9 protein-coding genes are annotated in these 14700 nt (G+C 38.4%); 4 read left to right on the forward strand and 5 right to left on the reverse strand.

Annotation, left to right across the window (positions count from 1 at the left end; genetic code table 11):
* Positions 1–35 precede the first annotated feature (35 nt).
* Positions 36–773, reverse strand: coding sequence for a YciK family oxidoreductase (locus tag AC27IF_RS09685; RefSeq protein WP_487053981.1), 738 nt, complete (start codon positions 771–773; stop codon positions 36–38).
* A gap of 364 nt (positions 774–1137) precedes the next feature.
* Here AC27IF_RS09685 and AC27IF_RS09690 point away from each other — a divergent pair, with 364 nt between their 5' ends.
* A complete protein-coding gene (locus AC27IF_RS09690; RefSeq protein WP_487053982.1) occupies positions 1138–3582 on the forward strand; it encodes a VolA/Pla-1 family phospholipase in 2445 nt (814 codons plus the stop codon).
* Positions 3583–3696: 114 nt separating this feature from the next.
* Positions 3697–4761, forward strand: a complete 1065-nt coding sequence (sohB, locus tag AC27IF_RS09695) for a protease SohB (RefSeq protein ID WP_487053983.1) — start codon at positions 3697–3699, stop codon at positions 4759–4761.
* Between the two features lie 57 nt (positions 4762–4818).
* Here sohB and AC27IF_RS09700 read toward each other — a convergent pair whose 3' ends face one another.
* On the reverse strand, positions 4819–6177 hold the full coding sequence (locus tag AC27IF_RS09700) for a dicarboxylate/amino acid:cation symporter (protein WP_487053984.1): 1359 nt from the start codon (positions 6175–6177) through the stop codon (positions 4819–4821).
* 218 nt (positions 6178–6395) lie between these two features.
* Between AC27IF_RS09700 and AC27IF_RS09705 the strand changes: the two genes are divergently transcribed.
* Positions 6396–8906 (forward strand): Ig-like domain-containing protein, encoded by a 2511-nt coding sequence (locus tag AC27IF_RS09705; protein ID WP_487053985.1) that lies wholly within the window; start codon positions 6396–6398, stop codon positions 8904–8906.
* 90 nt (positions 8907–8996) lie between these two features.
* Here AC27IF_RS09705 and AC27IF_RS09710 read toward each other — a convergent pair whose 3' ends face one another.
* Positions 8997–10106 (reverse strand): arginase family protein, encoded by a 1110-nt coding sequence (locus AC27IF_RS09710; RefSeq protein WP_487053986.1) that lies wholly within the window; start codon positions 10104–10106, stop codon positions 8997–8999.
* Between the two features lie 377 nt (positions 10107–10483).
* Here AC27IF_RS09710 and topA point away from each other — a divergent pair, with 377 nt between their 5' ends.
* Positions 10484–13156, forward strand: a complete 2673-nt coding sequence (gene topA, locus AC27IF_RS09715) for a type I DNA topoisomerase (RefSeq protein WP_487053988.1) — start codon at positions 10484–10486, stop codon at positions 13154–13156.
* Between the two features lie 68 nt (positions 13157–13224).
* Here topA and AC27IF_RS09720 read toward each other — a convergent pair whose 3' ends face one another.
* Together AC27IF_RS09720 and AC27IF_RS09725 are read right to left on the reverse strand one after the other, a co-directional pair.
* On the reverse strand, positions 13225–13596 hold the full coding sequence (locus AC27IF_RS09720) for a ribosome recycling factor family protein (RefSeq protein ID WP_487053989.1): 372 nt from the start codon (positions 13594–13596) through the stop codon (positions 13225–13227).
* Positions 13597–13673: 77 nt separating this feature from the next.
* Positions 13674–14441 (reverse strand): hypothetical protein, encoded by a 768-nt coding sequence (locus AC27IF_RS09725; protein WP_487053990.1) that lies wholly within the window; start codon positions 14439–14441, stop codon positions 13674–13676.
* Positions 14442–14700 lie beyond the last annotated feature (259 nt).

Here is a 14700-nt window from a genome sequence, read left to right on the forward strand (position 1 = left end):
TACTTAATAGAAACATACAATCTCGCCTTTAGTTTTTACTGAGCCTTTAAAACCTGCCCATTGACATCAACACTATCGTTAGACATTAAATAAACATACAAAGGCATAATATCATTTGGTGTTGCTAGTATACCTTTATCTTCAGCGGGATAAGCACTAGAGCGCATGTTTGTGTTTGTTGCACCGGGGTTTATCGCGTTAGTTCGTAAGCCGCTATTTTCATACTCATCAGCAATAACTTGCATCATACCTTCTACAGCAAATTTTGAGATGCTGTAAGGGCCCCAATATGCTCTTCCTTGACTACCGACACTTGAAGAAGTAAACACTAATGACGCTTGCTCTGCCATTTGTAATGTTGGGATCAATGCTTGTGCAATTAAATACTGCGAAGTGACATTTACCTGTAGAACGTCATTGAATATTTGTTCATGAATTTGAGTAAAAGGTGTTAATTCACCTAAAACTGAAGCGTTAAGTAATGCACCATCGAGCTTACCAAACTGACTGGCAATAGTTGCAGACATATCAATATAGTTTTGTTTAGTTGCTCCCTTTAAGTCCAGAGGGATGATAGCTGGCTCAGGAAGGTCAAGTGCTATTATTTCATCATAAACACTTTCTAGCTTACTTACGGTTTTGCCAAGTAAAATAACGGTAGCACCTAACTTTGCGTAGGTGAGTGCTGCTTCTCTACCGATGCCGGCACCAGCACCCGTGACTAAAATAGTTTTATTCGCTAAGGCATTTTCTTTAATGGGGTAATCAAACATTATTATTTATTACTGAGCTAATTGATGAGGGTATTCTACTATTGGGACTTTTTAATAACGAGTAAAAATTATCTTTATTGAGGTTTTTATCGTGTTTTCACTCATTATCTTTACATAATAGTGACGTTTTTAAGCACAATCAGAAAAAAATATTGATTAAAGTGCAAAAACAACTGGCACATTGCTATTTGTTGCGTTAAGTTTAACTGGTCTAACTAGTTAAATTTAACGTTTACTTGTTCGTGAAATTTAAAGTAATTACTCAAAATTAATGATTTTGGCTAAAAGATTTAAAACAAGTTTTGAAATACTAAATGTAAAGAATAATAAAGATAAAACAAATACTAGGCTTTGGGGAGATAAAATGAAAAAGTTAGTTCTAAGTCTTGCTGTTATTAGTGCGCTGGGTTTAAGTGGCTGTGATAGTGAAACAATTGAAGATGTAAAAAAAGACGTCGCTGAAAACGGCACACCTGTTATCGCATCAGCAAGAGTCGTGTTTGATCCAGGTGCAGACGTACCACTATTATCTGTACCAAATGATCTCTTGTTTTCTGGAACAACAGATGGCACTTTAAATTTACCAGTCGATGATGCCACTGACTTTTCAGATCCTACAGTTGCAATGAGTGCAGTTGATGGATGGTCAACCACTAACCCTTTCGTTCTCGATATAGATTTTCCGACCGATAGAAGCCTTGATGGTAATACTGTCTTTAGTCCCGCGTCAGTTAAGATTTTTGAGTGTGAGCCAAAAACACTAGCCGATGATTGTGTGGTAACGAGTGAACTAACCTTCGGTGAGGATTTCGTTGCACAAGCTTCAGGTAATAGTATTGCTGTTGTTCCCCTTAAACCATTAAAGGGTAAAACTACTTATATTTTAGCATTGACCAATAACTTGAAAGATAATACCGGTAAGTCAATTGCGGGCTCATCTACTTATGAGTCTGTCCGCCAAGATATTACTACTCACCCACTTGCTACTGAAGCTCAATTAGGTTTGCAATCGGTTATTAATAGTTATGAAAATGCTATCGTTACTGCAGGTGCCGATAAAGATTCGTTAATATATACTATGTCGTTAACGACTCAATCTACTGTTGATGTTTTAGCTACTACAAAAGCATTAATGGCGAACAATGTACCGGCTATGCTTGAAGCTGCATTGGGCGGCACTCCAACTATAGGTATTCAAGATACAGGTATGTCAGTTGCTGACATCTTAGCAGGTCAAATTCCAGCTGAACTTGTTCCTCTTTATAGCAGTGCTAATTTCTTTCAAGGTAGTATTTCATTACCTTATTATTCAGGAATACCAACAGCTGAAAATCCTATGGCACCAGTAAATGATTGGTGGAAAGGGTTATGTGATTCTGGTCTTACTTTGTCTGTTTATGCGGCGAGTGGTGGAACTATTCCTGAAGGACCTTTATCTGTTGCCGATGCTACTTGTATAGCTGTAGCCGATGCAGCAGGATTGGCAGCGCCAGGCTTACGTGACTTAAGTACAGCACCAGGCTTTGAAGAGTTTGATACTGAGCGTAACTTAACGCAATACAGTCCTATTCCTAAACAAAATACAGCTATGGATGTGGTTGTACAAATGACTACTCCTGATGTAGCTATCGCTAACATGGTTCGTCCTAGCTTTGGTTTAGCAGGGGACTTAGTTGAACCAGCAGCTGGTTGGCCGGTAATTATTTTACAACACGGTATCACTTCGAAGAAAGAAGATATGTTAGCTATAACAGGTATTCTTTCAGCTTTTGGTTTTGCAACAGTTGCAATAAACCAACCAATGCATGGAGATCCTGATGTATTTGGTGGGTTATTACCAGGTGGTAGCCGTGGGTTTGATTTAAATGGTGACGGTACTGACGAAATAAATGCTAGTACAGTTTCTGCTACTCACTATATGAACTTAGCCAGCTTGTTAACTACACGTGATAACTTACGTCAGTCTACATCCGATTTGTTAGGTTTACGCTTAGGTTTGAACTTCTTAGGTGGAGTTGACTTAGATGGTAACCCTATCAAAGTTGATGCTTCTCAAGTGCACTTTTTAGGACATTCATTAGGTGCTATTGTTGGTATTAACTTTATTGGTTTGACCAACACAGCACTTGATCCGCAAGTAGATCCTCTGTTTGCTGTTAATACTAACTCGCTTGCTATGCCTGGTTTAATGGCAGCAAACTTCTTATTTGAATCTGGCGCATTTGGCAATGTTGTTAAATCTAGTTTAACTTATGCTGCGTCTGAAGAGTTCCAAGGCTATGTTGCTCAAGTTCATCCGGGGGAAGTACCACCAACTGAAGCTGAGCTTGTCGGGTATTATCTAGATTTCTACGCACTGTTAACGCCTGAGCAGCAAGCTGGTTTAGAAAGCACATTTGCTGAGTTTGCTTTTGCAGCGCAAACAGTTACTGACGCTGGTGACCCTGCAAACTATGCAGCAATGATGGCAGCAACTAACACACCAACACACTTGATTGAAGTTGTTGGAGATGGCGGCGCTAACCTAAGCGATCAAGTTATCCCTAATTCAACTTCTGCTGCACCATTTGGTGGAACTGAAGGTGCTATTACGTTATTAGGTTTACCTAGTGTAAGTGCTGATGCGGCTGGCTCAGGAGCTGTTCGTTTCGTATATGGTCATCATAGCTCTATCTTAGACCCAAGTGCGAAACCTGAAGCACCAGATAATACAGCAGCATCTACGCAAGAGATGCAAGGTCAAGTTGCTGGTTTCTTCTTATCTAATGGACAAGCGATTACTGTGACAAACCCTGAGGTAGTCCAGTAGAATAATCTATTGAATGTAAAAGCCCTTAGCTAAAACTAAGGGCTTTTTTTTACCCAAAAATCAAGTAGAATCACGGACAGTTATTTTTATGTATATAGTGATCAGGAGTATCATTTGGAATTTTTATACGAATATGGTTTGTTTTTAGCAAAAACAGTAACCTTTGTTATTGCCGTTATTGCAATCGTTGCAGTAGTCGCTGCATCAGCAATTAAACAAAAGCATAAAAAAGGTGAATTGGAAATCACCGACTTATCAGAGCAATTTGAAGATGTGGAACAAGAAATTGTTCATGCATTGCTTAATAAAGAAGAATTAAAGCAAAAAGAAAAAGCTGATAAAAAGCTAGCTAAAGAACAAGCAAAAAAAGATAAAGCGTCCGCGAAAGAAAATGCTAAAGCAGAGACTGAGCAGCTAACCGAGACGAAATCAAAAGTATTTGTTATTGATTTCAAGGGTAGTATTGATGCTAAAGAGGTGAGCTCTTTACGTGAAGAAGTTAGTGCTGTGTTATCGGTTGCCACCAAAGAGGATGAAGTATTTGTTCGTTTAGAAAGTGGCGGTGGTATGGTTCATGGGTATGGTTTAGCGTCATCCCAACTTGATAGACTTCGTCAGCACGAAATTCCTCTTACCGTCTCTGTAGATAAAGTTGCCGCATCTGGTGGTTATATGATGGCCTGTGTTGCGAATAACATTATTGCCGCACCATTTGCTATTTTAGGCTCTATAGGGGTTATTGCTCAACTTCCTAATTTTAATAAATTACTGAAGAAAAATGATATTGATTTTGAACAATTTACTGCCGGTGAATTTAAACGAACAGTGACTATGTTTGGAGAAAACACAGCTAAAGGTAAAGAAAAGTTTGTTGAAGAGCTTGAAGAAACTCATGTGCTGTTCAAGGATTTTGTTAATGAACACAGACCAAGTTTAGATCTTGATAAAGTAGCAACGGGTGAGCATTGGTTTGGAACTAAAGCGCTAGAGCTTGGCTTAATTGATACTATTCAAACTAGCGATGATTACTTACAAAAGCTAAGTAAAAGCCACAAAGTTGTTGCTATTAAGTACGAAGTGAAGAAAGGGTTGGCGGAGAAGTTTGCTAAAGCCGCATCGTTATCTGTAGAAGGTGTATTTGGTAAATTAATGCAGAAAAATAGAATTTTCCCAAGTTAAGCCGTTCGATAATAAGCGCTAAACTGAACACTGTTTAGCGCTTAAATAATATTATCGTTACTGGTCTTTTAAATGATGAAAGTCTATTTCTTCAATTTTATTACCGGCATTATCATTTAAGAACATTTCTTCATCAAACTGTCCTTCACTTTTCGCAACAACAATACTTACCATACTATCACCCGTTACATTAACGGCAGTACGTGTCATATCTAGTAATCTATCAACACCTATAATTAATGCTATACCTTCTACTGGTAATCCAACTTGATCTAGTACCATGGCCAACATGATTAATCCTACACCTGGGACACCTGCTGTACCGATAGAGGCTAACGTAGCGGTAAGTACCACAGTAACGTAATCTGCTAGTGTCAAATCTTGACTGAAGACTTGAGCTATAAATACCGTAGCAACCCCTTGCATTATTGCTGTGCCATCCATATTTATTGTTGCCCCTAACGGCACAGTAAACGAGGCTATTGAGTTTTTCACTCCCATTTTTTTCGTAGCAGTTTCTAAAGTCACTGGAATAGTAGCGTTAGAGCTAGCGGTAGAAAAAGCAAAAATGGCTGCATCACGCATCTTCTTAAGGAACTTAATCGGACTTAATCCCGTGAATAACTTGAGGATAATAGGGTAGGTAATCAATGCATGGCTAAATAATACGACTAATACAACGATGAAATAAACAATTAAATTACCAAAGGTTTCTAATGATACGGTAGTGAATAACGTTGCTAGTAAAGCAAAAACACCGTAAGGCGCAAGGTTCATCAAAATAGTAACGAGGCGCATAATAACTTCACTTAAATCTTCAAAAAGTGCAGCAATACGCTCACCAGCTTTACCAGATAAAGCGATAGCTATACCAAAAAGTAAAGCAAAGACAATTATTTGTAGCATTTTTCCTTGAGCAAATGCTTCAAAAGGGTTTGTTGGAAACATCTGAATAATCACTTGAGCAAGTGAAGGAGCCTCTCTAGAGCTAAAGCTAGTATTGGTTGTCATGCCAACACCTTCACCTGGACCAACGATGAGAGCTATTAAAATAGCAAAACTAATAGCAATAGCGGTAGTGATTAAATATAAGCCGATAGCTTTACCACCTATACGTCCTAATTTGCTAGTATCTTGTAATGAGCAAACCCCACAAACTAATGAAACAAACACCAGTGGAACAACTAGCATTCGTAAACTTGCCATAAAGATTTGACCGGTAATTTCTAATACACCATCGACTAGAAAGCTCTGCAGTGATATTTCAAATAGAAACAAGTTGATGACAAAGTCTTTACCATTGGGCATCAGCCATTGTAAAAAAGTCCCTAAAAGTATGCCGCAAACCATTCCGATTACAATTCGAGTGGTTAAACTATATTTTTTAGGGAGAGATGTTGAATCTGTTTCAGACATGATTAATTGAATACTCTTAGATATTATTATGCATGGTAGGTTAACAAGATTTCTTAGGATTAAAAACAATTTTGCTTAATTTATACTTATTGAAGAAAAGCTGAATTTTAGTTAACAACCTAAATGGATAAGGTTTTTTTCATTTAAGTTGTACTTTTTTGCTATTTATCAGTTAATATGATTAAAGAAGATTAATAAAAGATAATAGGGATGCCCTTATGGAGTTACTTCGACGCTTAAGATTTACCATGCTACTAATGATGTTAACCACATTAATAGCATGTGGTGGCGGTGATGGAAGCCTTTCTAGAGATGATGACGGCGGTGGCGATGGTGGAACTACAGATAATCCAGTTGCAATTACTTTGGCGTTATCTAATCAAAATGTTACAGGACAAGAGCCGGTAACAATTTCTGCTACATTAACCCAAGATGGTGCTGCAGTAACGGATACTGTAGTAACTTTCTCCTCTGAAATAGGTGCATTCTCTCCAACTTCAGGTACCGCACTTACTAATGACGCAGGTGTTGCTGAAATCACTTTAACCGCTGGTAGTGTTCGAGGTGCAGGGGAAGTAACCGCATCTGTCTCTTCTGGTGAAGAAGCAAGTATTGGCTTTACTACGCAAGGGGATGATATTGGTGTTGTCGGTGACATTAATATCACCGTGACTTTAGTTGATACTGATGGCAACCCAACCGATACAATTACTTCCTCTAAGTCAGGCAAAGTTATTGCTCATGTTGATGGCATAAGTACACCAGTTATTGTTAGCTTTGCATCTAATGTTGGTGAAATACCTATTGCGTCAGCGATAACAGATGAAAATAATCAAGCTAGTGTTGATATCTTAGCAGGCGGCAGTTTAGGAGCTGGCTCTGTGGTAGCAGGAATTGACAGTGGTGAAATAGGGCATGTCCTTTTAGTAGTAGGCTCTTCAACAGTAACTATGGGCAGTGGCGACCCGCTTGTTGAAGGTGAAGCTGAAATTAGCTTAGCGCAAATATCAGCTGGTGGTACTACGGTAGTTACCGTTAATATTGTTGACGACCAAGGTGCTTTATTTACAGAGCCTGTTGATGTTAATTTCTCATCAAGTTGCTCAAGCTTAAGTACCGCAACAGCAGAGCTAAGCTCACCAATTACTACCTCTAATGGTATTGCGACCAGTACATACTTGGCTAAAGGTTGTGTTGGTGATGACCCAATTAATGTGACGGCTAATGCCGGTGGTATAAACCTTTCAGCAACTACTTCAGTGAATGTATTACCTGCTGATGTCGGTAGTATCGAATTTGTTTCGTCTGTTCCTGAGAATATTTCAATTTTAGGAACGGGTAGTTTAGGTGGCTCAGAAAGCTCAGTGGTTAAATTTAGAGTATTAGATACCAACTCTAATCCGGTAAACAACCAAGTCGTTAATTTCTCTTTAAATACTGATGTTGGTGGTATTCAACTCATTCCAGCGAGTGCGACGACTAATAATGAAGGTATAGTTCAAACCGTCATTAATTCAGGTACTGTTGCTACCAGTGTTAGAGTACAGGCGACTATTGATGGTAGTGACCCAGCTATTTCATCTCAATCGAGTGTATTAGTCGTTTCTACGGGTATCCCAGATCAAGATAGTTTTAGTTTATCTGCAACCATTTTAAATCCAGAAGGTTGGGATAGAGATGGTACAACCGTTGAAGTTACTGCCCGATTAGCTGATGCATTTAACAACCCTGTTCCTGATGGTACAGCGGTGAGTTTTACCACTGAAGGTGGCTCAATTGAACCGTCATGTGTAACTACTGCTGGAGCCTGTACAGTAACTTGGACTAGTCAATTACCAAGACCTGAAGGACATGTGTTAGCGCATAATACAGGTGATGAGTACAATTTCTTTACTAATATGCCTGATATTATTCACCCGCCACAGCAATACAATACGTTAGGGCAAAAATACGGTGGCCGCGCAACGATTATTGCGACTGCGATTGGTGAAGAGTCCTTCCCTGATTTAAATGGTAATGGTCGTTTTGATGCAAGTGAAGCAGCTGCATTTGCTGGGACTGACGTTAGTGGTCAGCCTTATGATTTAAAAGAAGCTTATGCTGATTATAACGAAGATGGTTTTTATAACCCCGGTGAAACGGATGCCGCTGAAGAAATTGGTGGTGAATTAGAAGAATTTCTAGATTTTAATAATGACGGCGTATTTACGGTTAATGACGGATTGTATAATGGCGTGCTTTGTTCTATTCCTGCTCATGCTACATGTTCAGAAGATAAGTCGTTAAATGTGCGTGCCCAACTTGTGTTAGTAATGTCTGGCAGTAACCCATTATTGATAGTGAATAGTACTGATGATGCTGTTAGCCCGACTTATGATGATGATAACGATACAAATACGCCTGAAATAGCCAATCCTGATTTTGATTCAGATGATAGTGCAGTTTACATCGCAGGTGAAAATACTGGTTTTGTTACTTTAACCATTGCAGATTTACATAATCAGCCTATGCCTGCAGGGACTAAAATTACCTTTTCTCCTTCGGTAGGTGGTGGTGCTACACCAAGCACTTTCGTTTGGCCTAATGATAACCATAACGGCGGCTTAACGTTTTCTGTTGGTATCAAAGGTGCAAAAGAGCCAACGGCAGGGGTGTTAAGTGTCACTGTAGAAACTGAAGAAGGGCAAGTAGCAACTACCTTTTCACCTGTGACAATAATTATTCAATAAAAATTATCTAGGGTAATTCCCGAAAAAGCTAACTAAAAAAACCGCTTAACTTGTAAAAAGTTAAGCGGTTTTTTAATGGTCGTATTTAATTTATGATTTATTGATTGCTTCAATCAAAAAGGCAGAAATTTCACTGGCTACTTGTAGCGTTTTATCTCTACTTGTTTCTCCTTGCCCTGTGCTATCGGTAAATGGCGCTATTTCCATCATATCGCCACCCGTAATTGGATATTTTTCTCCAATAGCTTTGAGGATTTTCATCGCTTCACTGGGCATTAAACCATCAGGCTCTGGTGTACCTGTTGCACTAGCATATGAGTCATCAATAGCATCAATATCAAAGCTCACATATAACTCATCAATATTCTGCTCTGCTAATTGGGCGAGTATGTTAGCTATAACGGTATCAACACCAAGGTCTTTGACTTCATTTGCCCAATGTTGTTTAACACCAAAGGTACTTTCCCAATGTGATTTAGGCTTACCGCTTGAGCGGATCCCCACTTGAATCAAATGTTCATTGGCAGGTAAGTGATCTAAGATATGAGTACACCATGAGCCAAAGCATAAATCTATGCCTAAGCGCTCTACTAATAAATCTGTATGAGCATCAAAGTGAATAATACCAGTACGTATACCTTTTTGCTTTTTAGCTTGTAAATAAGCCTTAGTCAGTGGATAACTTACGCTATGATCACCACCAATACCAAAAATACCTTTATCAGGAAATTCAGCATAAAAATCATGTAATACATCTTCGGTGATACTTAATGGACTAACACAATAATCACTTTCTGTATTTTGATATAGCGCTTTTCGACAATTAGCTATTGTTGCATCATTCAAATATTTATCCGCTAATAAATGTGGGATCACACGAACATCGCCTAAATCAAATGTCTGAATATTTGGGTATTGTTCTAGTAATGATGAACGCAAAAATAATGGTCCCCAATTGGCACCTCGTAATATACCGCCGCCACAATCTGATGCTATACCTAAAATAACAGCGTTAGAGGCCTCTGGCAGTTCATCTAAGGTGTTTTTCCATAGTTCCTCAATATCGGTCGCTTGACCATAAATTGATTGGTGAAGTTGCTCCTTACGCTCTTTGGCTGTATTGACGGTAAATACTCCGTTTCCAGGAGGACATAAACATTGTGTTAATTTTTCTTTAAAGTGTGTAGTTAATTGCGGCATTTTTATCTCAACAAACAGGTCAGTGATAAGATCAATTTTAATTTTTTACTCTTTAACCCTTATTTTTTTTTACAAAGTCGATTATGATTGCGCTGAAAGTAAGGTTAATTAAGTATTATAGCCAAAAGTCATAAGTACTTATAGGCGTGAAACAGAGCCTAAAAAATAAATGCTTGTCAATTTGCATATTTATAGATATATGTATAAATAGGTATGCAACCATATTTTTTAAATGAAATTAATTTTAGCGCTATTTAAGTGATTCGAAAGAGCATGCTCGCACTTTTTGAGCTTAAGTAGTGAATGAATAAAAAGACAAAAATAAATTTTTCTTCATATGTAGAAGAACGATCGAATTAGTAGGAATACAAACTTTTATGGCAAAATCATTAGTTATTGTCGAGTCGCCAGCCAAAGCGAAAACAATAAATAAATACTTAGGAAAAGACTTCGTTGTCAAATCAAGTGTTGGTCATGTACGCGATTTACCCCACAGTAGTACGGGAAAAAAAGTAGCGACAAAATCACCTGCTGAAGTACGTAAAATGGCGCCTGAAGCTAAAGCTAAATATAAAGCAAAGCGCGATAAACAAGCACTTGTCAATAGAATGGGTATAGACCCAGATAAAAATTGGGCGGCTAATTATCAAATATTGCCGGGTAAAGAAAAGGTTGTTACAGAGCTTAAGAAACTTGCCGATAAAGCAGATACTGTCTATCTCGCGACCGATTTGGATCGCGAGGGAGAAGCGATTGCTTGGCATCTTAAAGAAATTATTGGTGGCGATGATGATAAATTCCGTCGAGTAGTTTTTAACGAAATTACTGAAAGCTCAATTCAACAAGCGTTTTCTACGCCTGGTGAATTAAGCATGCCAGGGGTAAATGCACAGCAAGCTCGTCGATTTTTAGATCGAGTCGTTGGCTTTATGGTAAGCCCTTTGTTATGGAAAAAAGTAGCGAGAGGTTTATCAGCAGGGCGAGTGCAATCAGTAGCAGTGAAACTTGTTGTTGAAAAAGAACGTGAGATTAAAGCGTTTGACCCTAAAGAGTTTTGGGAAATTGCTGCTCAAACTCATGCTAGTAGTGGTGAAGCATTAGCACTTGATGTCACTCATGAAAATGGTAAAGCTTTTAAACCGACGAATAAAGTAGATGCAGACAAAGCATTGTCGACTTTAAAATCGGCTGATTATGCCGTAAGCAAGCGTGAAGATAGACCTTCAAAAAGTACACCTTCTGCGCCATTTATTACGTCAACTTTACAACAAGCTGCCAGCACAAAGTTAGGTTATGGTGTTAAGCGTACAATGGGGCTCGCTCAGCGTTTGTATGAAGCGGGTCATATAACGTATATGCGTACCGATTCAACCAATTTGAGTAAAGATGCGGTTGATATGTGCCGTGGTTTTATTAGTAAAAACTTTGGTGATAATTATTTACCTGAAAAAGCGAAAGTGTACGGCTCTAAAGCCGGTGCCCAAGAGGCTCATGAAGCGATTCGCCCTTCTAATGTTAAGCTTGAAGCTGCGTTACTTGAAGGAATTGATGCTGATGCTAAAAAGCTATATGAGTTAATTTGGCGTCAATTTGTTGCCTGTCAAATGACCGCAGCGAGATACACTGTGAGTACACTTACAATCAGTGCTGCTAGTTTTGATTTAAAAGCAAAGGGCAGAGTTATGCAATTTGACGGTTGGACACGTGTTCACCCTCAACTTTCTAAAGGTGATGATAAACACTTACCTGATTTAGCCGTAGGTGAAGGATTAACCTTAGACGATTTAGATGCAAGTCAGCACTTTACTAAGCCGCCAGCACGTTTTGGTGAAGCTTCATTGGTTAAAGAGCTGGAAAAGCGCTCAATCGGTCGTCCATCTACTTATGCTTCGATTATTTCTACCATTCAAGATAGAGGCTATGTACGTTTAGATAAAAAACGTTTCTATGCTGAGAAAATGGGCGAAATCGTAACAGACAGTTTATCCATGAGTTTTGAAAAACTGATGAGCTATGACTTTACCGCTAACATGGAGCAAGAGCTTGATGCTATTGCGGTTGGCGAGCTTGACTGGAAAGGTGTGCTTGATGAATTCTATAAGAATTTCAGTAAAAACTTAACCTTAGCCAACAAAGACGTTGATGATGGTGGCATGCGAAATAATTCGCCAGTATTGACAGATATTGATTGCCCAACCTGTAATCGTAAAATGGGAATAAGAACTGCTTCAACAGGTGTGTTCTTAGGTTGCTCTGGTTATGCTTTACCACCAAAAGAGCGCTGTACTACCACCATGAATTTAACCCCAGGTGAAGAAGCGGTAAGTGTTTTAGCTGAAGATCAAGAAACAGAAGCTTTACGTGCAATGCATCGTTGTCAAAAATGTAATACAGCGATGGATAGCTATTTAATTGATGAAACGAGAAAGCTACATGTTTGTGGTAATAACCCTGAGTGTGATGGCATTGAAGTAGAGCAAGGCACGTTCAAAATCAAAGGTTATGATGGCCCAGTTTTAGAATGTGATCGTTGTCAATCAGACATGGAATTAAAGTCTGGTCGTTTTGGTAAGTACTTTGATTGTACTAATGCAGAATGTAAAAATACTCGTAAATTACTGGCTAACGGAGAAGCTGCGCCACCAAAAGAAGACCCTGTACAATTACCTGAGCTAGCGTGTGAAAAGTCAGATGCACACTTTGTTCTTCGTGATGGTGCTGCCGGTATTTTCTTAGCAGCTAATACATTTCCTCGCTCTAGAGAAACTCGTGCGCCAAAAGTTGCTGAGTTGAAACGCTTCAGAGATAGAATTTCTAGTAAATTTTATTATCTTGCTGATGCACCAGAGCAAGATAATAACGGCAATTTAGCTGTTATTCGTTATAGTCGTAAAACCAAAGAGCAATATGTTATGACAGAGGTCGAGGGTAAAGCCACCGGCTGGACAGCGAAGTATATTGATAGCAAATGGGTAGAAGAAATTCCTAAGCCGAAAAAGAAAGCAGCGGCTAAGAAAAAGCCCGCGAAAAAAGCGGCAGCTAAAAAATAGTTAAAAAAGAGCCTACATTATGTAGGCTCTTTTATTTTACTCAAGATAAATTCAATATCACTACATTGCTAGTCTAACCCTTCTAATTCATCAATAACTCTTCTCGCTTCAACTATTGTACAGTCTGTTTTAGCAATTAAAGCACTAACGGTAACATCGCTTAGGTGCATAGCCACACTCATTAACTCATCATGATTTAAATGCTGATATGTTTTTTGTAGTAGCTTACTTAACCAAAGCCAACTCGGTTCATTAGCTAGCTCTATCGCATGTAATATTGCTTGTATTTGTTCATAATTAGCTTTTAACTGCCAATTCCTCGAGCGGCCAATACGTTGCAGTGTGCAGCCTTCCTTTCTTATTATCGCTTTAAGAGCATAGGCTTTCATCGCTTTACGCAAAAATGAAGGTAAGGTAATGGTATTAGTTTTATTTAGCATTATAAACAGTTACGAAAGGAATAAATGGCATTAAAAAGCCAGCGAGAGGCTGGCTTGTTAATGTGTTAAATAGTGACTTACCATTTCTTCTTAGGTTGAAATAACAAATCCAGCTCATCTTCTTCACTTTTTGCTTTTTTCGCGGCATCTTGTGCGTTGGTGCTTTTCAATGCATCAGTTATGTCAGTGAGTTGCTCAGAAATTTCAGCTTGCTTTTTAGCAACATAATCGGTTTTTAGTGGATGATTGGCTAAAGTTTGTAAAGCTTTCTCAAGGTATTGACGTGCAGAGCCGAGCATATCTTTATTTTGGGCTTGTGAGCCTCTTTTCACTAAACTTTCGATGTTAATTTTTAATTGCATAGCATCAAGTCGCTGATCTTCTTGAGTAAATGTTTGCGCGTCTAAATTGCCTTTGCTTTGCTCTGATTTTAAGGTCGCGCGCAATTTTTTAATACATTGTAAAATAGTTAATATTTGTTGCTCATTGTCGGGTAGCATAAATGTTTCATCACCTGACTGATTAGCAGCTAAATCTTCTGCCGCTTCTAATCGAGAGCTCAGCTCTCTAACTCTATTCTTTATGCCTTTCACGTTAGGAGATAAATCTTGCATAGCTTTGGCAGCATTTAAGCTTCTTCGGTTTAATATTTTTACTAAGTTAGGGCTTGAAGGTAAGTTGGATAAGTTAAGAATGAGTTCTTCACTTTCGTCAATGATAGCTTTTTGCTTAGCAACCTTTACTCGTTTTTCTGCTTCTTGCTTTTCTTTATGCTGTTGAATGGCACTAACCACAACAACAAAAATGATTAAGGCGATGATTAGGCCTACGATTATAGCGATCATAATAGAGCTCTTATGTTAAAAATGTAAACGACTGTTCACTTGGATTTTTTACTTAGGTAATAGCAGTCTACAAAAAATGTAATGTTTAGCAAAGAAGAAGTTAACTTTAAGCTAATTTAATTTCTATAGCGCTTAGAAAACTAAAGAAAAAGTTGTTAACTGGGTGTAAAGAATAAGTTAGCTTAAAATAATATTAGCGGGTTTATGGCAAAATGTTGAATTTAATTTACAAAAATTGAAATTTGATATGGAATAAAAT

The sequence above is a fragment of the Colwellia sp. KS18-150 genome (assembly GCF_057551365.1).

Excerpts from the sequence above, each read along its gene's own strand:
- AC27IF_RS09685 (WP_487053981.1), bottom strand. The coding sequence starts at position 773 with ATGTTTGATTACCCCATTAAAGAAAATGCCTTAGCGAATAAAACTATT.
- AC27IF_RS09690 (WP_487053982.1), top strand. The coding sequence starts at position 1,138 with ATGAAAAAGTTAGTTCTAAGTCTTGCTGTTATTAGTGCGCTGGGTTTA.
- AC27IF_RS09700 (WP_487053984.1), bottom strand. The coding sequence starts at position 6,177 with ATGTCTGAAACAGATTCAACATCTCTCCCTAAAAAATATAGTTTAACC.
- AC27IF_RS09705 (WP_487053985.1), top strand. The coding sequence starts at position 6,396 with ATGGAGTTACTTCGACGCTTAAGATTTACCATGCTACTAATGATGTTA.
- AC27IF_RS09710 (WP_487053986.1), bottom strand. The coding sequence starts at position 10,106 with ATGCCGCAATTAACTACACACTTTAAAGAAAAATTAACACAATGTTTA.
- topA (WP_487053988.1), top strand. The coding sequence starts at position 10,484 with ATGGCAAAATCATTAGTTATTGTCGAGTCGCCAGCCAAAGCGAAAACA.
- AC27IF_RS09720 (WP_487053989.1), bottom strand. The coding sequence starts at position 13,596 with ATGCTAAATAAAACTAATACCATTACCTTACCTTCATTTTTGCGTAAA.
- AC27IF_RS09725 (WP_487053990.1), bottom strand. The coding sequence starts at position 14,441 with ATGATCGCTATAATCGTAGGCCTAATCATCGCCTTAATCATTTTTGTT.